The following is a 20,718-nucleotide window of genomic DNA, read 5'->3' on the forward strand; positions in this document are numbered from 1 at the left end:
CCTCCTCTAACTAATAAAATTCAACAACTTGCCATTCTATAGTAATAGTACTAGGATACTCACAAGTAAATGTAATAGTTGTAGAATTGGTTATTCTTGCAGTAGTGTTACCATTATATGCATCATAACCACCCCTACCTCTACCAATAGTAATTAAAAGACTCTTATTAAGATTTACTGCTGATATTGTTGTTGTAATTGTCGTACTAGAAGTGCTACTAAATGTTACTGTCCCTCTCTGTACGTTCTTCACAGCACCCGAAGAAGCTTTAATAGTTGCAACATCCGACTTAATTGCATTTACATTCGTATTTATCGTATTAACATTCGTATTTATCGTATTAACATTCGTATTCATCGTGTTAGTTCGAGTATCTAACGTATCGACTTTGGTTTTAACACTGTCAACAACTGTCTTAATACTATCAACAACCGTTTTTGTAGCGTCTACGACTGCTTTTATGGCATCTTGCATTGCCTTTGTTGCTAAATCAATAATAGTAGCCATTACTCAACAACCTCCTCGTACCAAATTTGTGGTTCGCCAGCTGCTGATAAAGAAAATCCCCAGCGGTATAACACACTTTCATGCACGAATGTGTTAATATTTTTTATTTCTTGTTTTATCTCATTTATCTGTAATAATATTTCTCTCTCTAGATTTTGCAATTCAGCTACGCTTGCAAATACCAAAGAAGTGTCGATTTTTGCTGTGACGTTTGTTGCATTGCCAACAATTGTAACAATATCTAGGTTACGTTCAATAATGTCCGTTCCGCCACCTGCAGGAATATATTCTGCTAGTGCACCTGCGTTTGCGTAACAGTATAAAATTTCTCCTAGATCTGGATCCTGGGCAAATACCCCGATTTCTCTAAAATAAAATCCTTCAGTCAAATCATTATTGGACCAAGTCGTTCCGACTGTAGCTTTGCCATCCGATTGTACTTTTAGCTTTGAAATGCTTAGTGATTTCTTTTCACTTATAAGTCCGTTCAAAGCCAAAATTGGTGTAGAGCCTAATTGACCATCACCCATTGCGATTCTTGTGTAGTGTAAATTAACACCTGTTTGAGCTTTTGATTGAAGGAGTTTACCTTTATTAGTAAAAATTAATCCTCCGAATGCCCCCATACTTAATTCACCTGCCCATAAACTTCATGTATTCCTTGGTGTACTATTCCAGCAAGCTTAAAGTCCATCTGCTCAGTTTGAAGAATAATAACACTATCTAAATGCGATCTAGTATTTTTCACAGTATTCAATGCTCGTAAAAATTCCTCAGCTCGCTCTTGAGTTACAGATTGATTACTTGTGACTACTCTGAATCGGTACGGATTACCGCCATAATCAAACCATTCTTCGACAGTGCCTTCATCAAAGAGCGTTTCTATTAAAATCTCGACTGCTGCAGGTGTACCTTTAATTTGATGGATATAGACACTCTCTTTAATTAATTTTCTCTTTGTCTCGATATCTAGTGATCTATCGTAAAAATCGACATGAAAAAAATAAGCAACGTGGTCTAACACGTCACTTTCTAACTGATCTATTCGAGGTAAAATCAAAGATTTATCAACAGCATTTACAACCACAGAGAAACCTAAATCCACCGCTTTTGAAGCAGCAATAATATCAGGATCATTTTTTAGACTTTCAGGAAGAAGGTCCATTAATTGAACTTCATAAATGGTTTTACTCATCCTCAAAACCTCCAAATGTCACTGTTTTTATATTGGCCACGGCCACTTGATTATCGTTCAATGTCATGTATGTTGGAGAAACAATTTCAACTCGTTTAGCTCCTCGCTGTTGTTTATTATCCTGTGTACCTACAAAAATCATTTTTGCTATTGCCTCGGATGGATTTATATCCCTTCCTATTTTTGAGCGTTGCCAAATGATGTAGTCATCAGTTGCAGCTTCCACTCTATTTCTCAAATCTTGCTCTACGCTGATATCTGAAGAGTTAAGATAGTAAACCACATCTAAATCGTAATTGACAATCTCCGGTGCCCCTACCTGCACTTTATCAGTTAAAGGTCTTCTGTTTTTGGCGCTTAAATATTCAAGTAGTCCATCTAAAAATGTTTGATCGGGAATTTGACCGTATTGCAAAAGAACTCGAATATCTATAACACCATCGCTAGGGGAAGTTACTTTAACATCTGCAACCAGCGGACTATATTGCCTTACAAAATATTCATATGCCCCCTCTGGACCAGCTGTCGAAAAACCTTCGGGAGCAAGATGAATTCTATTTTTATAATTTTCTTCACTTTCTTCCTCTACTCCACCGCCACTAGTTTCGATATTTTCAACAGTTGCATTGTAAGGTAAAGGATCTACTAAAATATTAATTTGCCCTGGGGTGAAATCATTTCCTATAGTTCCTGGCTGAGTGCACTCTGTTAAAACGTCAACAAACGTTGCACCTGCTGGGATAACAGTATTCTCTTTCGTAGCAAAATAAATCTCATTACCAGGACTTACCCTTGTACCTGCAGGGATTGTTTCATCAGTCGGCCGCGCACTACTTAATACAAATCGCATTAAAACTTTAGCAGCTCGCGCTTCTAGTTGATCAGTTCTGAAAAAAGCACCAAGGTTCTTTAAGTTCGCTCCTCGAGCATATTTCAATAGATTTTGTTTAGCTGTATCATTCAGCATAACTCTCAATTGCATTTCTTTTAATGCTTGTGAGTACAAAAAAATTCGAATCGGATCCCCAGGGTAAAGTTTTTTCACTTCCCCCGTCTGCTCAAAATAAGCAGCTTCATAACCAGCAATTGCATCATTAAGAATTTGGTTAACATCTGTTTCAATAAAATTCACTTCTGGTAAATCGTTAAGATTAAGGGACAATTTCAATCACCACCTTAGGAAAAATCTTGCCGTTTTTAGGATTAACCTCAAAATTCACCTCTTTTACACTTGCTCTCGGTTCATATTTTTCTGTTTTTTCCGTATATTCGACTATCAATCTACCTTGAGCAAGAGGTATTGGTGCATCCAACAATTCTATGTTTATGCCGAAATCTCTATCAAATGGGACAGTACCTGCCGGAGTTGTGTAAAGTGTTTTTAAATTTTGATAGATTTCCGTATTTCCCTCAGCTCCAAAATCTATATTTACCAATGTATAATCTATCATCATAATCTCTCCACATACTCTTCTAATTCGATATCAACTTTGCCTGTGACAACTTCACCTTTATTCAGTATGACTCCCCACATTTGAGAAACAGACTTCACTACCCATTTATCAACACCTATCCTTTTATTTCCAATGACAAACGTTTCAGCAGTGCCAGATCTAGCCTTAATTAACCATCTATTCATCTCATCGCGTGGATGTACTCCATATTGCCCATTGAGGTTTACCGTAAATGAAACCGTATCTAAGTCCGGACCTATAAATTCAGATGTCGGCTTTTTCCCAATAACTTCATGTTTAGCCCACCTACTGGCAGTACTTCGCTGTAATTCCGAAAAAGTTAAAATACGAGAGTTACTTGTTTCAAAAACTATATCTCCATAAAATCCAATCATAAAATCACCTAACTTCCAATATTGGTTGCTCTGACGGTCCCAGTGGCAACAATATTTCCTTCTACATTAAAATCCCCTTTTACTGTGAGTGGTTTACTCGATTGGATAATCAGTTCACTAGAATCCTTCTTATATTCAATAAATGTTCCATCGCTAAACTGTTTTCTATATATTTTTTCATTTGCTACAGGGGGATGATGAACATCCGAATAAAAGGTCTTTAGACAAAAACCTTGTTCAATATCATTGCCTAAAAAGAGACATAATGCTTGTTGACCAATTTCAGGTATATCATAATCAGACGCCATTAGAGGTAAGTCACTAATGATTTGATTGTCCTTATCTTCAAAGAGAATATCTACAGTACCTGCTACTGCATTTACTGAATTGATTTTTCCTACTCTAATTAGATTTCTAACTAACGCTAGGGCTTCATTACTCAATTAATAACCCTCCAATACTCTTCTGATTTCTAAATCTGTTGTTGATCCACCACCAACGTTATGTGTTGCCTTGGTAATGTAATACTTTCCGTCAAAGACTCCAAATCCTTTTAAATTGATACAAGAAGCACCGAGCAATTCAATATTTAATGTTACAGAAAGTGAGCCTGTATACTCTGTTTTATTTAATTTTCTGAGAGTTTTCTGTGCTAACCTTCTAGCTTCATCTCCGGTTCTTACCTTGGCATTTAATTGATATACCTTGTCCTTTTCCTTATCAATGTCACGAATACTAAAAAGAAACTCGATATTTCTACCGAGCTTCGAATCATAGTATTTTACATTTACACCTGCGTAGGCTGTGTTGGAAAGAGTGGTTTTGAATGAATAATCCAACACTGTCGAGCTGGATTCATCATAAGTAGCAACAGCCTTTCTTTTTTCGAACTCTTCTTCATCAAAGATAACGATTTTGCGATCAGTTACCTTCATGGCCAAACCTTCTTTTTCGCACAACTCAGATAAAAAGGCAGAATCTGTTTTTTCTGTTTGCTGAATACTTGGATAACGAGGGTTATTGATACCAATAAATTGAACTGTCAAACCTGCCCGTTTCGCAATATCTGTAGCAATGGCTTTTAAAGTAATATTCCGCCACGACTTACTTCGCTCTGTATTTGAAAAGTTACTGTTTAGTGGTGAAGATATCGCATTTATAGTTATAACTCTTGGTCGACCAGAGAACTCTGGTTCATCTACAAAAAAACGACCACAAGGTAAATGCTGCTTGTCGCCGTTTTTTCTCCAGTTAGTTGTGTGAATAACAGTGTTGATAACATCCCCTTTAGTAGGAAACCAGGGTCCACTCCATTTTTTCTTCTCATCTTTGAGCGAAATACTAATATTATCAGCTTCACCCGATGCATTATCGGTATAAGAGAAACTAATAAGATCCGACGACACCTCTTTGCTTATGTCAATGCCGGAGTAATTTATCTCTATATACGATTTTCTAGCATCCATTAATCAACAGCTCGCTTCCAAGGAGGTAGATTTTCAGAAATCGAGGCCTCTATTTCCGGAATGATTAACGTAATACCTGCAGGGAAAATTGTGTAATGTACATAATCGATGTTTTGCTGCATTAACTTAGCTGTCTGAAGTGCGTCTCCCATTTGAAAATGGGCAATTGAATCCCATGTGTCACCGGAAACCGTTGTATAAGTACCCAATACAATTACCTCCTAGCTAAATTTTAAACGTTTCTTTTCTGCCTCGTATTGCTTCATAAATTTTTTAAACTCATTAAAGCCAATCCTTGCAGCTTGTTTAACTTCCGATTCATCAATTTTCCCATTACCATGATAATGAAAATGAAATTCATATCGTTCATCGCTATCACTGTATGAATCTCCTGTTTTATTGCCTCCATTTAGAAGGGCATCTAATTTGGATAGTGGTAGTACAGCTTCCTGTTCTGCCCCCTCCCCAATCATTGCTAAAGTTGGACCTGTTGTAATACCGCCTTTCGCCAACATTGGGATTTTCGGAATGCTCAATCCAAATGACTTACCTCCGACTTTTGGTACCCAATCTGGAATGTCTACACTTAAATCATTCAACCCACCTATTACAGTATTAGCAGCCGAAATTAAACCATTTATGGCTCCACGGCCTACCGAAACCACACCGTTAAACATTCCCCGGATTAATCCAGAAATAAAGCTCACAATCGTACTTACGATAGATTTTAGGGAAGAGAATGGACTTGACATCACTGATTTTAGTTGTCCAAAAATCGAAACAATATTGGACCATAATAATTGCAAGGAGCTCCATATCTTGCCGAAAAATCCACCTACTGTAGAAACTAAACTACCAAAAACATTTCGAATTGCTCCAAAAGCCGCAGCAAAGACATTTCTAACGGCACTAACAATAGACATAAAAATATTTACTCCAAAAGTACGCGCTATATTGAACACCTGAATAAATAAAGTGACTCCATTTTTTACTATGCCTATCATTTTTCCAATGGCTTTAAATATGGTTTGAACGATATTTCCTGCAATTCTATAAAATCCTGAAACAAATTGATGATAGTAATATTGAACATTGGTTGCTATTTTTTGTCCTAAACCTTTTAAGAAACCCCAGAAAGTTTTGGCCAACGCTTTAATGGAACCTATTAATTTACCAACAATAAGTAAATTCCATAGATTCCAAAGTAATTGAATGGCTCCACCTAAAAGTTGCTTCACTCCTTCCCACAATCCAGACCAATCACCTGTAAATAAGGAAGCGAAAATCTTAACCAGACCAAGGATAACGTTTAGAGCTCCTTGGATTACCCCTTTTACATTTGCCCATAAAGATTTCAGGATAAAAAGAGCTATAGGAGCTAAAACTTGAACAACTTTTGCTATAAATCCAAAAACATTTTGGACAGCCTTGACAATTTGGGCACCATCTTTTTCAAAAAACTCTCGTATTTGCCCCCATATACTAGTAAAAAAGTTAACTGCATCTAATAAAATAGGACCTATAATGCCCGCAATAGATTTAATTATCGGCGCTAATTTGCTTACAGTATTCAAAAATGCGTCTTTAATTTTAGAGAGAGTTCCCTGTATTTTGCTTGCGTCAGGTAATATATTGCTTATCGAACCCGCAAAACTTGAAAATTTTGAAAATGCTTTCCCAGCTTTGTCTAAAGAACCTTTCACAAACTTTTCGATTTTAGGCATATGGGTTGCGAATCCTTTTGAAACGTTGGTAAGCACTGGTAATAATTTTTGACCAATAGGTATTAATACACCCGTTTCTACCTGCCTTTTTATCCCTTGAAATGCCAAACTTAACGAATCGTATTTGATATTCTTAATTTGTTCCATTGTCATTTTCGTCATATCAAACTGACTTCTGACGTTGGCCATGGAAGTAATTACGTTCATTTCCAAATCTTCTGCTTGAGTACCAAATAAACCGACTGCGATAGCATTTTGTTTTGCCGGATCTTTCACTTTTTTTATTGCTTCAACTACCTGATTAAATGCTTTCTGTGCCGCTGGGCCTCCTGCAGCAAAGGTTTGAGTCATTTTTTCTCCACTCATTCCTAACATTTCAAAGGCTTCCATACTCGTTTTGGATCCATCCTTGGACCGTATACCGAATTCTTTTACTGCATCTCCAACTTTATCGAGGTTAAATGCACCATTTGCTAAACCTGTTGAAAAAATGTCGAACATTTGATTTGCATTAAAGCCTAGTTTCGCAAAATATGGTGCATATTCATTTGCTGAATCAATCAATTCATCTGATTTATTTAGACCATTCTTCGCACCTTGAGCAAGTAAGTTATAAGCTTGTTGGCTAGTAATTCCAAAGTTACGCATCATGGTGTCTGAAGCTTTGATAGATTGATTGATTTCTTCTCCAAAGACATCCCGATAGATAATCGCATTTGCTGTTGCAGTTTCTAATTCTTTACCAGCTAACTTTGTTACACTTTCTGCAGTAGAAATCGCTTGAGCAATATCTTCCCAATTCTCACCAAGATTTTGATTATAAAGATTCTTTGATATTTCTCTCATTTCGGCCATCTTAGACGCTGAAACATCAGTTGAAGCTTCTACTTGCCTCATGGCATCTTCGTATTCACTTGCTGCCGAAATCGCAGCTCCTATGCCAGCTGATAAGGTTACAAAAGCTGCGCCAGCAGCAATCGCTGTCGCACTTAACACTCCCATGGTTTTGTTAAGTTTTACCGAACCACCGTTTAAATCATTAACTTCATTTCGGGTATTTTGAAAGTTACGGGTAGTATTAGCAAAAGCTTTTCTCATGGATGAATTCATTGAAGCGCCGAGTTGAAAAGCAATTTGATAAGTAGTTGTATTACTCATTTTTTCTTCAACACCGCCTCTGCATCTTCAATGGTTTCTCCGAGTTCAAAGAAATTCATTTTGACAAAGTAATCCAAGCTCGTTTTTAGAGAAATAGAAAGACGAATGCAAAGTTTCCTTAACATTCGTCCATCAATTTGCTTTATATATTTGTGCCCTTCTCTTTTTATAATTCCTAGGCGTTCAAAAAACCCATCACCATATTTTTCACTTTTAAGCCCTCACTTGCCGGAAGATGCTCAAAGAACTCTATTGGCTTACTTGAAGCTTTTGCAGCAACAATTACGGCATATCCGATTGTTACTTCATTCATTACAGAAAACTGTCCAGACGTACTAAATTGTTTATCAGCTTCAATTAAGTCACTCGTAGTTAGATTTTCAAGGCCACTTAAATCAACTTCTGTATACTCTTTTCCTTCAAAAGAAACAGGTTTTTTAAATACAACTTTCATATTTTCATTTACTGCGTTCATAATTCAATCATTCTCCTTCTTAAATTAGATTTCTAACATCAGCAAGTAGATCTTCGCCGTCTACAATATAAATAGAGTTGAGCTTGTCCAGTTCTAAAAGTACTTTTCCATTCTCTTCTACTTTTAGATAAAGAACCTCAATGGTATTTTTAGTTTCTGTTTGAGTACCTGCCGCTAACTTTCCTAATTCCAAGGCCTTTGGAATACCTCTAATGGTAATTTTTAAACCTCTTTGTCGTATACCTCCGCCGGATACATCGTAACTTTGTTGTGCAGCTCTTAGTACTATAGATCTTCCTTTATTTTTTAGAAGACTAAATGATTTATCCGTTAATGTTCTAAACGGAATTTCCATCGTGATACTACCGAAGTGTCCAGGGGTTGGACTTTCATACTCACCTAGCATACCTGCACCCGAAACAGCTTCAGACATTAACTCTAATGTCGGTAATGTAACTTCTGCAGATACTCCAACTAATTTTTCTGTATCATCATATACGTTATAACTATGGACTTTCTCTGGAATTGGATTACTCATTATTACTCACCTCCGAAAATTGCTTCACTAAGCATATTAGGATCAAATTCTAATTCGTTTTCTATTAATTCTGCAGGTGTATAAAACGCCATTTTTTGAACAAATTTAATTTTCCCATTTAGGATATTTGAAATTGAGTTTTCTTCTTGGTTAAATTCAATTTTAGCTCCGGCAATTTGCCCTTTCGCCTTAAATCCATTTGCTCGAATATTCTCGCTGTCTACTACACTCTCAATTAAACGATAATTAGTAGAATCATCGACTTTATCGAAGTATTCCTGGATGAAAGAATTTCCCCACCAATCGAACATACGTCGTACAGCTATAAAGCGATCTTTAGGATCCATCACACTCGAGTCGTTAGGGTCAAACGAATAAGCAGCTGTATTATTACCCCAAGTTCTCCAACCGCCCATATTAATAGCAGTAACAATACCCATACCATTCAAGACGTTTCCTTGAATTTGGTCTAAAAATACTGAATCGCCATTATCATTCACCATATCGCTAATAGCGATTTTTAAGTTAGAAGGTGATTTATACGGAACGTTTTCGTTTTCTGAGTCTCTTTTTGCAATAGCTGCTGCAACAATCGTGCTAAATCGATATGTTTTTTCTCCTATTTTTGCTTTTGGCCAACAAACGATTGATGTTTTATCGTTGAATCCGTTGGCTTTTTTGTTTTCTCCTGCAATTTCTTTTGTTGTTCCAAGCACATCTAAAATATTAGTGGCATTAAAACTTCCATTAATCTTAGTAGATTTTGCAACCAATACGTTTCCTACTTCGGCTTGCTGTGAAAATCCAGGAGCCAACAAAGTATTTGGAACAACACCTAATGTTGGATAAATCGTCTGGATAAGCTCAAATCCTTTATATTTATTCGTAGCAGCATCATAACCTCCAATAATGTTGGCATTAGTTACTGCACTCGGATTTAACTCATCGAACGTTACCTGAATTTCTGTTACATTCGCCATTTGTCCAGATGACAGCACAGAAATTAAAGGTTTTCCATTTTGATTAAAAGAGACTAAATAATCTTGGCCCTTCATATAAGTAGTCGCTCCGTCCGCGCTTTTAACAACTAGCGTGGATAAAAGAACACCTTCTTTATCGATTAATCCTTCTTTGTTGGTAATTTTAATTGAAGTAGGTTCAGAGCTCTTTTTATGAATTGAAGGATCTAACACGTTAATAAATACAACAGGTCCTACTTTGAATTTCTTAAAGCTCGCGTCCATAACCTCACAAAGAGTGAAATCCTTCCAATTGTCCGAATATCCGAGTTTTTCTTTTGCTTCATCAAAACTTCGAATTAGTAACGGTTTATTACATACATCAGTTGGATTTTCTACTAAATTGATTGGCGCTGTCCCGAAAACCACTTGGACTGCAGAAAGTGACTCTTCCGGTTGTGGAATGGAAGTTGGCTTTTCAATAACCCCAATACCGTGTTGATAGACCATTATTTATTACCTCCATTTGCATAATTAAGAGCTTTTTCGAACAATAGTTGTTCTCGAGTGCCCTTTTGATAAATTCTGTTTTTTACTGCAGCAAAATCTTGTACAGGAATTAGAAGTTCTTTAACTGCTGCTTCTGCTTCAAGATGTTTTTTTACATGTTCAGGTAAATTCCCTTGAAAAACAGCATATTGTGAAATTTCCCCGTTATTTATTGTGGGTCCACAATAAATAAGTGTCTTAGGTTTAGATAAAACCTTAGACACTTGCTCAGTAGTTGCCTTTGCATTTTTTAGTATTGTTTCATTTTTATTCATATTAGATGTTCAACATCCTCTCGTAATGGTATAGGTACCTCCCAATTGGTTTCAAGACCTGCAAAATAGTAAGGAGCTGAGTCCTCTTCTTGATAGGTTGCACGAATTGGGTACACTAATTGAAATTGATCTTTTATTATGGGATTTCTAATTAGACTCTCATAAACTTTTTGGATAACAGTTAGTGCATCTCTGTACCCTTGATTATCTTCAGAACGATCAAATACCCCCACTATGAAAAGTATCCTACTTTGACCTGGTTCACTTTCTGTTAAACCTTCTACATCCGCAAATCGTATGCAAAGATATGGATATAGAGATACATCAGTGCTTTTATTTTTATGAAAATCATACGAAAGAAGAGTATATTAACGAAGAACTTGAAAGCTACCGGCTAGAACTAGAAGCAGAGCAAAAGGGGTAACATCATTAGCTTCCGAAGAGCGAAAAGGGAACGCAGGTTAAGAAACAAATCTAAAACACTCTAAAATAATTACTAAAATTCGCAAAAGGAGCAGACAAACAAGTCTCGCTCTTTTCTTATTAAGGTGGTAGAAACAATGAAGAAAGCAGCATTATATGTCCGTGTAAGTACGATGCACCAAATCGACAAAGATTCTTTGCCTTTCCAACGTCAGGAGTTGCAAAATTATGCTAAGTACGCTCTGGGTATTGATCAGTGTGAAATATTTGAGGATGCTGGGTATTCCGCAAAAAATACGGATAGACCTAAATACCAGCAAATGATGAATCGTATTCGGCAAGGCGAATTCTCTCATTTGCTAGTTTGGAAGATTGATAGGATCTCGAGGAATTTAAAAGACTTTTCAGAGATGTACGATGAATTAAAAAAATATAAAGTTACTTTTGTTTCGAAAAACGAGCAATTTGACACTTCTACAGCGATGGGAGAAGCAATGCTTAAAATTATTCTTGTTTTCGCAGAATTGGAACGTAAAATAACTGCTGAACGTGTATTTTCTATCATGCTTTCCCGTGCTGAACAAGGTTTGTGGAACGGTGGTTCTGTACCTATCGGATACGAATTACCGAGTGTAAGCGAAGGTGATAACGAGAAGCCATTCCCAGTTGTTTGTGAAAAAGAAGCTTCTGTTGTTCGTTATATTTTTAATTTGTACGAAAAACTTGCTTCTACATCAAAAGTGGCTTTTGTACTAAATAACAAACAAATCACGACTAAACAAGGTAGTAATTGGACGGCCAAGGCTGTTAGGGATGTTCTACGGAACTCTTTTTACATCGGAACATACGAATATAACAAAAGAGAGAGTGAAGGTAGCAGACGCTTAAAAGATAAAGAAGAGTGGGTAGTTAAAAAGGATAATCATACACCCATTGTTTCTAAAGAACAATACTATCGTGTAAATAAAATGCTAGATGATAATTACAAAGGTATTGGAGATGCACAGCGAGCAAATATTCATACTCATATCTTTTCGAAAATGCTCTATTGTGGTAAATGTGGTATGTTACTCACTTCTGGTTTAGACGTTGCTCGAAAAGATGGTTATCGCCCCTCAAGGTATACGTGTTCAACAAATAAACAAGTAGAAAACATACACAACTGTAACAACTTCGTGAGTGATATTACAATTACTCCTTTTATATTGAATTATATATCTAATCTCATTAGGTTTCAGGATAAAGCGACACCTAAACACACAGTAAAAGATATGGAAAGGGCGTTGCTTCGTGGTAGAGTTTTTGTGGATGTACTAGGAATTGACAAGGCTGCATTAAAAGAAACACTTACTATACTCATAAACGGTTCAAGCAAACAAGTATACTCTCAAAACTCAACTAGTGAATCCATAAATATCAATTTCGAACTCGAGGAATTAAAAAAAGAAAAGACCAAATTCGAAAAGGCTCTTAGTCGCTTAGAAGATTTGTATTTATTTAGCGATGAGGGGATTAGTCAAAAGGATTATATTTTTAAGAAACGCGAATTAATTGATCGTGTAGAAAAATTAGATGCAGAAATAAACGTAATATATCAGAATTCAGTGAACGAAACCCATAATAAATTTGTTGATAACGCGAAATATTTCTTAATCACACAAGAACTACAACAAAGTAGAGATGTTGATTATCGCGAAATGTTAGATGTAGTTGGAATTGAAGTGTTGGCAGATTTCGTTCAATCAGTTATCGATAGAATCATTATTAAAGATAAAAAAGTGGCCGCTATTACATTCAAGAATGGGATTACTCATAAATTTGCTTATAAGCCACTTCAGGAACGCAAAGCACACGGACGAGAGAAATTTTTATATCAGTCATACGAGGAAGTAGTACTTAATTATTTAAGAGAGCATGGTTCTGCCAGTCGTACTGAAATCGAAAATCTTACCAATATGAAACGCAGCAGCACGCTCGCACTTCTTAATGAATTGATGGAGAAAAATTTAATTGAGAAACGTGGAAATTCTGTTGCTATAAGGTATTTTATTATAAATAAAAAGTAGATTCCTTTAATATTAGGAATCTACTTTTTATCATGGATTCTTCTTATAAAAATACAGTATCCATTTTCAGATTTATAATCTTCTATTTCCCGGAATCCTTCTCCATGATAAAACTGCTTTAGTTTTTCTATATCTTCACATTCTAAGTAAAATATCCGTCCACCAGCAAGCTTATGTATTTGGAGCATTGATTCAGTGGCTAATGCCAACAAGTCTCTTCCTGAAACTGCTCTCGTTGCTATAGCATCTTCAGAATAGTTTTTCCCCAGTTGACCTAGTAAATATCCTTTTATTTCATAATTTTCTCTTTCAGTTTTATGACCAAACCCTAATAATCTCTTCTTAAGGCTTGTACTGAATTTAGAGAAGTTTCTTTTTGAAATAATCAATGGTTTGTTGGATAGTGAATAGTATCCAACTAATACTGGATAACCTTTATATGAGGAAAATACTAAATACGTTCTAGCAATATCATTTTTTTCAAATTCTATTGCTTTATTATGTAAAAAGTCTTCAACGTCGTGTATTTGATCGCCGTTCCGAAGTGAACAAAAAGAGAGGAGAATTTGTTTAATTTCTTCCTCTCTTCTACCGGATCGGAGCATATCATACAATTGAACAATTTCTAATGCCACTTAAACATCACCTAGTTTTTACGAGCACCTAAAAAAGAGTCCATTAAATTGTTAATAGATCCAGTGTCTCGTACTATCTCTACTTTTTGCTGCAAAACATGTTCACGTGTTTTAGAATTTTCAATTGCATCAACTATTTTCTTGCCTGACTTAGCTGAAAATTTAAATTCAGTAAGAAAACTTTTAGTTGCCATACCCGCTTCACCTCATAAATAGTATACGTAATATTAAAAATAAAATTCGGGTTATTTTGGTAAATATAACTTTAACTTACGTTTAATTAAACAATAAAAGTGGTAATTTTGCAATACATATGGCTAAATATCTGTAATCCAATTCATTATTTAAAGAAATTGCCCAAGCCTTCAAACCTTGTCCTCATTGAATTTGTACGCAATCATAATATAATTTACTCACGCACAGCCTAATGTATGAAAAGCCACCGTTGACAAGGCTAGTACACCTCTTTCATTCAAATTCATATGAAATTGCAGACAACGCATAAAGTGGAGCTGTTTCTGCACGTAATATTCTAGGTCCTAAAGACATTGTTATTGCACCGGCTTCTATAAAGCTTTGTGCTTCCTTACGAGATATACCACCCTCTGGACCAAAAATTAATAAAATAGACTTCGATTCATTATCATACACTTTTTTTAGTTTATCCGCAAATCTTGTGCGTTCTTCTTTTTTAGCATCCTCTTCATCTGCAATAAAAACTGCATCATATTTTGAAAAGATGGATATTAATTCTTTAAACGAAATGGGATTCATAATTTCGGGAATATGTGTACGATGGGATTGCTCAGCCGCTTCTTGAGCGATTTTTTGAAGCCGCTCTGTCTTCTTTACACCTTTTTTATCATCCCACTTGACGATGGAACGTTCAGCCGCAAATGGGATTAGAGCATGCATTCCAAGCTCTGTTCCTTTTTGGGTAATCAAATCTAATTTATCACCTTTTGGAAGGCCACACGCAATATCAACTTTAATTGGCATTTCCGGTGATGGAATCGTTTCCCCAGTGCTTTTTGCTACCACTTCTTGACCTGCTTCGGCAATTTCACATATATGGGCAATTCCATTTTGTACAATAATAATTTGATCGCCTATTTGCATTCGCATTACTTTTAAAATATGGCGGGCATTGTCACCCGTAATCGTAACTTCATTATTTTCATTAAAAGTATCCTGTACAAAATAACGCTGCATTTTATACCTCCAAGGAGATTTAAATTAAATTATATAAATAAAATGAGAAGGAGTTGACCTCCTATAGGACAACTCCTCGCATTTATGGTCGGCGAGCAATAATCGCAACCCAATCTTCCATCATTAATACTTCCTCAATAGTAAAGCCTGAGTTTTCAAGCGCTGCTTTGACGTCGTCTTTCTTCGCTGTGATGATACCTGATGTTATGAATAATCCATTTGGTTTAACAATAGAGAAGGCATCATCTGTAAATGTCATAATGATTTCAGCTAATATATTTGCCACGACAACATCAGCTTGCTCTTTAACAGTATCTAATAGATTTCCATGGAAAACTTCCACTATATCTTGGACTTGATTTAATTCAATATTTTCACGTGCCGCCTTTACAGCTACTTCATCTAAATCTAGTGCATGCACTTTTTTCGCATCAAGCAAAGCTGCTGCGATGGATAATACGCCAGAGCCTGTTCCAACGTCTACAACGACGTCACCTGTTTTGACAACCTTTTCTAAAGCTTGCAAACACATAACAGTTGTTGGATGTGTACCCGTACCAAATGCCATACCTGGATCTAATTCGATAATTAATTCGTCCGTACTTACAGGTGTATATTCTTCCCAAGTCGGAACGATTGTAAAGCGTTCAGAAATTTTTACAGGGTGATAATATTGCTTCCATGCAGTAGCCCAATCTTCTTCATTTACTTCAGAAGTTGTAAAAATATTTTCCCCAAGGTTAATATCAAAATTGATAAGATTTGCGATTGCAAGCTTTATTTCTTCAACAGTTTCAGCTAAAAAACTAGAGGCTGGCAAATATGCTTTTACCACTACACCTTTTGATGGAAAATCATTTGGATTTAGTTCATAAATCTCACCAAATTGATCTTCTCTTTCTTTGTTTATTTCTGTTGAATCTTCAATGACAACACCGCTTGCGCCTGCTTCATGAAAAATATTTGAAATCGCTTCAACCGCTTCGTTAGTTGTTAAAAATGACAACTCCGTCCATTTCACTTGCAATCAGCTCCTCTTATTCATTTTGTCAAAATGGATAACAATCGTATCCATTTATTCACCCTTTAATGTTTTTTTTATTTTATCAAATAGTGAGCTACCATGTTCTTCTGGTATATCACCGCTAATTTCTGCAAAGTCACGTAATAATTGTTTTTGTTTTTCTGTTAGTTTAGTAGGTGTTACTACTTTCACAATTACATACTGGTGTCCTGTTCCATATCCATGAACGTTTTTAACACCTTTATCTTTAATACGGAACTGAGCACCTGATTGCGTTCCTGCTGGTATTTTTAATTTGACTTTACCGTGAATCGTCGGAACTTCAATTTCATCGCCCAGTGCAGCTTGAGGGAATGTTAATTTTAATTCGTAATATATATCATCGCCGTCTCGTTCAAAATACTCATGATTTTTCACGTTGAAGACGATATACAAGTCTCCAGCAGGGCCGCCATTTATGCCTGGTTCACCTTGACCAGAAACTCGTAGTTGTTGGCCATCATCTACACCTGCAGGAATGGTAACTTTAATTTTCTTGCGTTTTTGAACTGTACCAGCTCCATGACATGTTGAACATTTTTCAACAATAATTTTACCTGTACCACGACATGTGCTACATGTACGTCGATTTACCATACGACCAAACGGCGTATCAACGGTTTGATTAATTTGCCCAGAGCCGTTACATGTTGAACATGTTTTAGGACTTGTGCCCGGTTTTGCACCAGAGCCGCTACACGTATCGCAAGTTTCGTCCTTAGGAATTTCAATCTCAGTTTGCTTCCCAAATACTGCATCCTCAAAGGAAATATTCATTCGGTATTGAAGATCATCCCCTTTTCTTGGTGCATTCGGGTCTGAACGACGTCCACCGCCGCCAAAGAATGAGCTGAAAATATCTTCAAATCCTCCAAATCCAGCTCCGCCAAATCCGCCACCGCCGAAGCCTTGATTTGGTCCTTCGTGTCCAAATTGATCGTATTGAGCACGTTTACTATCATCACTTAATACTTCATATGCTTCTGCAATTTCTTTAAACTTTTCGTCAGCACCAGCTTCTTTATTAAGATCTGGATGATATTGTTTTGAAAGCTTACGATAGGCTTTCTTTATTTCATCTTTGCTGGCACTTTTGCTGACTCCAAGCACTTCATAATAATCGCGTTTACTCATCGCTCACACTCCGCTCTTTTTACATAACGTATATTGTACCACATATACAATTAGGTCTGTACATTGAAAAAGTCAAAGCCGAGAAACGGTCTTTGACTTTTTCTTTTTCTTAGTTATACAGTGCAAATACATTTCTAGTGTCGGCGGTTACCCGCTCCTCTAATTTTTAAGCTAACAACGTCCGTACCTTCGACACACTTGGATTTGCTTGTGTCGACATTGCCACAAAATCCTTTTGCGACGAGTAATCACAAAATAGCCGACCAGTTGTTGGGGCTCACACGATGTGAGTCATGCATCTGACGCTTCGCTTTCGATGCAGATGAATTGCATCTGACGCTTCGCTTTCGATACAGATGAATTGCATCTGACGCTTCGCTTTCGATACAGATGAATTGCATCTGACGCTTCGCTTTCGATACAGATGAATTGTCGACGAGTGCCACAAGGAAGTGTGGCTTTCGTCGACGCGTAGCTTAACGAGCCGCCTTCGTTCGCTTTTCTAATGTCTAGCTATGAACGCTAGCCCCTCGACAACTTCGGTGCTGGCTACAAGGGCAAAACGAGCCCTTTTGCCAACCCCTCCAGTTGTTGTCGGAGCTTAACAAGCGTTCTCCGCTTTTCTTATTGTCTAGCTACGGCGGCTAACTCCTCGGTCACTTCAACTTCCTTCTGCGCGTGCAAGCACGCTTGGCGGAAGTCTCCAGTGCCTGTCGGAGTTTAGCGAGCCGCCTTCGCTTTTCTTATTGTCTAGCTACGGCGGCTAACTCCTCGGTCACTTCAACTTCCTTCTGCGCGTGCAAGCACGCTTGGCAGAAGTCTCCAGTGCCTGTCGGAGTTTAGCGAGCCGCCTTCGCTTTTCTTATTGTCTAGCTGCGGCGGCTAACTCCTCGGTCACTTCAACTTTCTTCTGCGCGTGCAAGCACGCTTGGCGGAAGTCTCCAGTGCCTGTCGGAGTTTAGCGAGCCGCCTTCGCTTTTCTTATTATTTATTGTCGTCTTTTACTTCTTCAAAGTCAGCATCTACTACGCCGTCTTCTTTTTTCTCAGAACCAGCGTCTTGACCGCCTTGTGCAGCTTGTGCAGCAGCTGCTGCTTGTTCATACACTTTCATAATAAGTGGTTGTAAGACACCTTCTAATTTTTCTTTAGATGTTTTGATTGCTTCGATTTCTCCAGCTTCTAATGCTTTTTTCAATTCTTCTTTAGCATCTTCAACTGATTTTTTCTCTTCTTCAGTAATTTGCTCTCCAAGATCTGCAATTGTTTTGTCAACTTGGAATACTAATTGGTCAGCTTCATTGCGTAATTCAGCTTCTTCTTTACGCTTCGCATCTGCTTCTGCATTAGCTTCTGCATCTTTAACCATACGTTCAATCTCTTCATCACTTAATCCTGAATCTGATTGAATTACGATAGTTTGTTCTTTCTGAGTACCAAGGTCTTTCGCTTTAACAGATACGATACCGTTTTTATCAATATCGAACGTTACTTCGATTTGAGGTACACCACGTGGAGCTGGTGGAATATCTGTTAATTGGAAGCGTCCTAAAGTTTTATTGTCAGCAGCCATTGGACGTTCACCTTGCAGTACGTGGATGTCTACTGCTGGCTGATTGTCAGCTGCAGTTGAGAACACTTGTGATTTTGAAGTAGGAATTGTTGTGTTGCGTTCAATTAATTTTGTGAACACGCCACCCATTGTTTCAATACCAAGTGAAAGTGGAGTTACGTCAAGTAATACGATATCTTTAACATCACCTGTTAATACGCCACCTTGAACTGCTGCACCCATTGCAACAACTTCGTCAGGGTTAACACCTTTATGTGGTTCTTGGCCAGTTTCCTTTTTCACAGCTTCTTGTACTGCTGGGATACGAGTAGATCCACCAACTAAAATTACTTTATCAAGATCTGAAGCTGAAAGACCAGCATCTGATAACGCTTGACGAGTTGGGATAATTGTACGCTCTACTAAATCACGTGTAATTTCATCAAACTTAGCACGAGTTAAGTTTACTTCTAAGTGAAGTGGACCTTCAGCTCCTGCTGTAATGAATGGTAATGAAATTTGAGTAGAAGTTACACCTGATAAATCTTTTTTCGCTTTTTCAGCTGCATCTTTTAAACGTTGCATTGCCATTTTATCTTTAGATAAATCAATGCCATTTTCTTTTTTGAACTCTTGTACTAAATAATCTATAACTTTTTGGTCGAAGTCATCTCCACCAAGTTTGTTGTCACCTGCAGTAGCAAGTACTTCGAATACGCCATCCCCTAATTCTAGGATAGATACGTCAAATGTACCACCACCAAGGTCAAATACTAGAATTTTTTGGTCTTGATCTTGTTTATCTAAACCATAAGCAAGGGCAGCTGCAGTAGGCTCGTTAATAATACGTTCTACCTCTAATCCTGCAATTTTACCAGCATCTTTTGTTGCTTGGCGTTGTGCATCGTTAAAGTAAGCTGGAACAGTAATAACTGCTTTTGTTACTTTTTCACCTAAATAATCTTCAGCATAACCTTTTAAATATTGTAAAATCATTGCTGATACTTCTTGTGGAGTATATTCTTTATCTTCAATTTTCACTTTTTCAGAAGTACCCATTTTTGATTTAATTGACAAAATAGTATTTGGGTTAGTAATAGATTGGCGTTTTGCTACTTCACCTACTTGGCGTTCACCGTTTTTAAATGAAACAGCAGATGGAGTAGTGCGGTTACCTTCAGGATTTGGGATTACTTTTGGTTCCCCACCTTCTAATACCGCAACACAAGAGTTTGTTGTACCTAAGTCAATACCAATAATTTTGCTCATATTAAATTTTGCCTCCTAATTATTTAAACACCATTTAGTGTTGTTTACTATCAATTACACATTTACGAAATCAGCCAAAGGCTTTATTATTCGTTTACTGAAACCATTGAAGGTCGTAGCACGCGGTCTTTCAATTTATAACCTTTTTGAAGCTCGCGCAATACAATTCCTGATTCTTTATCAGAATCTGATTCTTGCATTACGGCTTGATGAACAGTAGGATCGAAAGTTTCACCTTCTGCAGCGATTGCTTCTAAACCTTCTTGTTTTGTAGCTTCAATAAATGTACGATATACCATTTCAATTCCTTTATATAATGAAACGGCATCTTCAGAAGTAACCTCAACCTGCAGTGCACGTTCAAGATTATCAAGAACAGGAAGTAATTCTGTAAGCAGTTTTTGTGCACGATATTTTTCCGCCGCTTCGCGATCTAGCTGAGAACGGCGTCGCAGGTTATCAAAATCTGCCCGCAGACGTAAAAAGCGATTTTCTTCTTCTTCCAGTTTTGCTTCAAGTTCTTTAATTTTCGCCTGTAATTCCTCTTCTACAGATAAAACTTGTTGCTCTGATTGCTCATTTACCTTTTCAGCAACCTCTTCATTAGTTGGTTCAGTTACTTCTTCTAATTGTTCTTTGTTTTCTGTCGTCTCAGACACGAATGTCTCC

The 20,718-nt window shown here is 37.0% G+C and carries 23 protein-coding genes; 1 reads left to right on the plus strand and 22 read right to left on the minus strand.

Going from position 1 to position 20,718, the window contains the following annotated elements:
- Positions 1-10 precede the first annotated feature (10 nt).
- The 15 genes from EKG35_RS02635 to EKG35_RS02705 form a co-directional block, all read right to left on the minus strand.
- Positions 11-508 (minus strand): hypothetical protein, encoded by a 498-nt coding sequence (locus EKG35_RS02635; RefSeq protein WP_126292765.1) that lies wholly within the window; start codon positions 506-508, stop codon positions 11-13.
- On the minus strand, positions 508-1,134 hold the full coding sequence (locus EKG35_RS02640) for a phage tail-collar fiber domain-containing protein (protein WP_126292766.1): 627 nt from the start codon (positions 1,132-1,134) through the stop codon (positions 508-510). Before EKG35_RS02640 ends, EKG35_RS02635 begins: the two co-directional genes overlap by 1 nt.
- Positions 1,135-1,136: 2 nt before the next feature.
- Entirely contained in the window at positions 1,137-1,703 is a 567-nt protein-coding gene (locus EKG35_RS02645; RefSeq protein WP_126292767.1) for a phage tail protein I, read from the minus strand.
- Positions 1,696-2,865, minus strand: a complete 1,170-nt coding sequence (locus EKG35_RS02650; RefSeq protein ID WP_126292768.1) for a baseplate assembly protein — start codon at positions 2,863-2,865, stop codon at positions 1,696-1,698. Before EKG35_RS02650 ends, EKG35_RS02645 begins: the two co-directional genes overlap by 8 nt.
- Positions 2,855-3,154 (minus strand): GPW/gp25 family protein, encoded by a 300-nt coding sequence (locus tag EKG35_RS02655; RefSeq protein WP_126292769.1) that lies wholly within the window; start codon positions 3,152-3,154, stop codon positions 2,855-2,857. The genes EKG35_RS02650 and EKG35_RS02655 overlap by 11 nt, the downstream gene beginning before the upstream one ends.
- The gene (locus tag EKG35_RS02660) at positions 3,154-3,552 is read right to left on the minus strand and encodes a phage tail protein (RefSeq protein ID WP_126292770.1); all 399 of its coding nucleotides are present in this window, start codon (positions 3,550-3,552) and stop codon (positions 3,154-3,156) included. The genes EKG35_RS02655 and EKG35_RS02660 overlap by 1 nt, the downstream gene beginning before the upstream one ends.
- An 8-nt stretch (positions 3,553-3,560) precedes the next feature.
- Positions 3,561-3,995 carry a phage baseplate assembly protein V gene (locus tag EKG35_RS02665; RefSeq protein ID WP_126292771.1) on the minus strand — a complete coding sequence of 145 codons (435 nt, stop codon included), beginning with the start codon at positions 3,993-3,995 and terminating at the stop codon, positions 3,561-3,563.
- Entirely contained in the window at positions 3,996-5,018 is a 1,023-nt protein-coding gene (locus tag EKG35_RS02670; RefSeq protein WP_126292772.1) for a phage late control D family protein, read from the minus strand.
- A complete protein-coding gene (locus EKG35_RS02675) occupies positions 5,018-5,227 on the minus strand; it encodes a tail protein X (protein WP_126292773.1) in 210 nt (69 codons plus the stop codon). Before EKG35_RS02675 ends, EKG35_RS02670 begins: the two co-directional genes overlap by 1 nt.
- 12 nt (positions 5,228-5,239) lie before the next feature.
- A complete protein-coding gene (locus EKG35_RS02680) occupies positions 5,240-7,900 on the minus strand; it encodes a phage tail tape measure protein (protein WP_126292774.1) in 2,661 nt (886 codons plus the stop codon).
- A 175-nt stretch (positions 7,901-8,075) separates the two neighbouring features.
- Positions 8,076-8,375 (minus strand): phage tail assembly protein, encoded by a 300-nt coding sequence (locus EKG35_RS02685; RefSeq protein ID WP_126292775.1) that lies wholly within the window; start codon positions 8,373-8,375, stop codon positions 8,076-8,078.
- 19 nt (positions 8,376-8,394) lie between these two features.
- Complete coding sequence (locus EKG35_RS02690) at positions 8,395-8,913, minus strand: phage major tail tube protein (protein ID WP_126292776.1); 519 nt, start codon at positions 8,911-8,913, stop codon at positions 8,395-8,397.
- A 2-nt stretch (positions 8,914-8,915) separates the two neighbouring features.
- Positions 8,916-10,382 carry a phage tail sheath family protein gene (locus tag EKG35_RS02695; protein ID WP_126292777.1) on the minus strand — a complete coding sequence of 489 codons (1,467 nt, stop codon included), beginning with the start codon at positions 10,380-10,382 and terminating at the stop codon, positions 8,916-8,918.
- Complete coding sequence (locus EKG35_RS02700; protein ID WP_126292778.1) at positions 10,382-10,696, minus strand: hypothetical protein; 315 nt, start codon at positions 10,694-10,696, stop codon at positions 10,382-10,384. The genes EKG35_RS02695 and EKG35_RS02700 overlap by 1 nt, the downstream gene beginning before the upstream one ends.
- Positions 10,693-10,929: a hypothetical protein gene (locus tag EKG35_RS02705; protein ID WP_126292779.1), complete on the minus strand. Its 237-nt coding sequence runs from the start codon at positions 10,927-10,929 to the stop codon at positions 10,693-10,695. The genes EKG35_RS02700 and EKG35_RS02705 overlap by 4 nt, the downstream gene beginning before the upstream one ends.
- Before the next feature lie 327 nt (positions 10,930-11,256).
- On the opposite strand from EKG35_RS02705, the gene EKG35_RS02710 reads away from it, so the two are divergent.
- Positions 11,257-13,185 carry a recombinase family protein gene (locus tag EKG35_RS02710; RefSeq protein WP_185807620.1) on the plus strand — a complete coding sequence of 643 codons (1,929 nt, stop codon included), beginning with the start codon at positions 11,257-11,259 and terminating at the stop codon, positions 13,183-13,185.
- A 20-nt stretch (positions 13,186-13,205) separates the two neighbouring features.
- Here the strand turns inward: EKG35_RS02710 and EKG35_RS02715 are convergent, their stop codons facing one another.
- From EKG35_RS02715 to grpE, 7 genes are all read right to left on the minus strand, one after another.
- Positions 13,206-13,820: a GNAT family acetyltransferase gene (locus EKG35_RS02715; protein WP_126292781.1), complete on the minus strand. Its 615-nt coding sequence runs from the start codon at positions 13,818-13,820 to the stop codon at positions 13,206-13,208.
- A gap of 11 nt (positions 13,821-13,831) precedes the next feature.
- A complete protein-coding gene (locus EKG35_RS02720) occupies positions 13,832-14,014 on the minus strand; it encodes a hypothetical protein (RefSeq protein WP_126292782.1) in 183 nt (60 codons plus the stop codon).
- A 274-nt stretch (positions 14,015-14,288) separates the two neighbouring features.
- Positions 14,289-15,032 carry a 16S rRNA (uracil(1498)-N(3))-methyltransferase gene (locus EKG35_RS02725; RefSeq protein WP_126292783.1) on the minus strand — a complete coding sequence of 248 codons (744 nt, stop codon included), beginning with the start codon at positions 15,030-15,032 and terminating at the stop codon, positions 14,289-14,291.
- 82 nt (positions 15,033-15,114) lie between these two features.
- Positions 15,115-16,053 (minus strand): 50S ribosomal protein L11 methyltransferase, encoded by a 939-nt coding sequence (prmA, locus tag EKG35_RS02730; RefSeq protein ID WP_126292835.1) that lies wholly within the window; start codon positions 16,051-16,053, stop codon positions 15,115-15,117.
- A 54-nt stretch (positions 16,054-16,107) separates the two neighbouring features.
- Positions 16,108-17,229 carry a molecular chaperone DnaJ gene (dnaJ, locus tag EKG35_RS02735; protein ID WP_126292784.1) on the minus strand — a complete coding sequence of 374 codons (1,122 nt, stop codon included), beginning with the start codon at positions 17,227-17,229 and terminating at the stop codon, positions 16,108-16,110.
- Positions 17,230-18,213: 984 nt separating this feature from the next.
- Positions 18,214-20,049 carry a molecular chaperone DnaK gene (gene dnaK / locus EKG35_RS02740; protein ID WP_126292785.1) on the minus strand — a complete coding sequence of 612 codons (1,836 nt, stop codon included), beginning with the start codon at positions 20,047-20,049 and terminating at the stop codon, positions 18,214-18,216.
- Positions 20,050-20,135: 86 nt separating this feature from the next.
- A complete protein-coding gene (gene grpE / locus EKG35_RS02745; RefSeq protein WP_126292786.1) occupies positions 20,136-20,708 on the minus strand; it encodes a nucleotide exchange factor GrpE in 573 nt (190 codons plus the stop codon).
- Between the last annotated feature and the right edge of the window lie 10 nt (positions 20,709-20,718).

It is taken from the genome of Lysinibacillus telephonicus (assembly GCF_003966145.1).
Taxonomy (GTDB): Bacteria; Bacillota; Bacilli; order Bacillales_A; family Planococcaceae; genus Ureibacillus; species Ureibacillus telephonicus.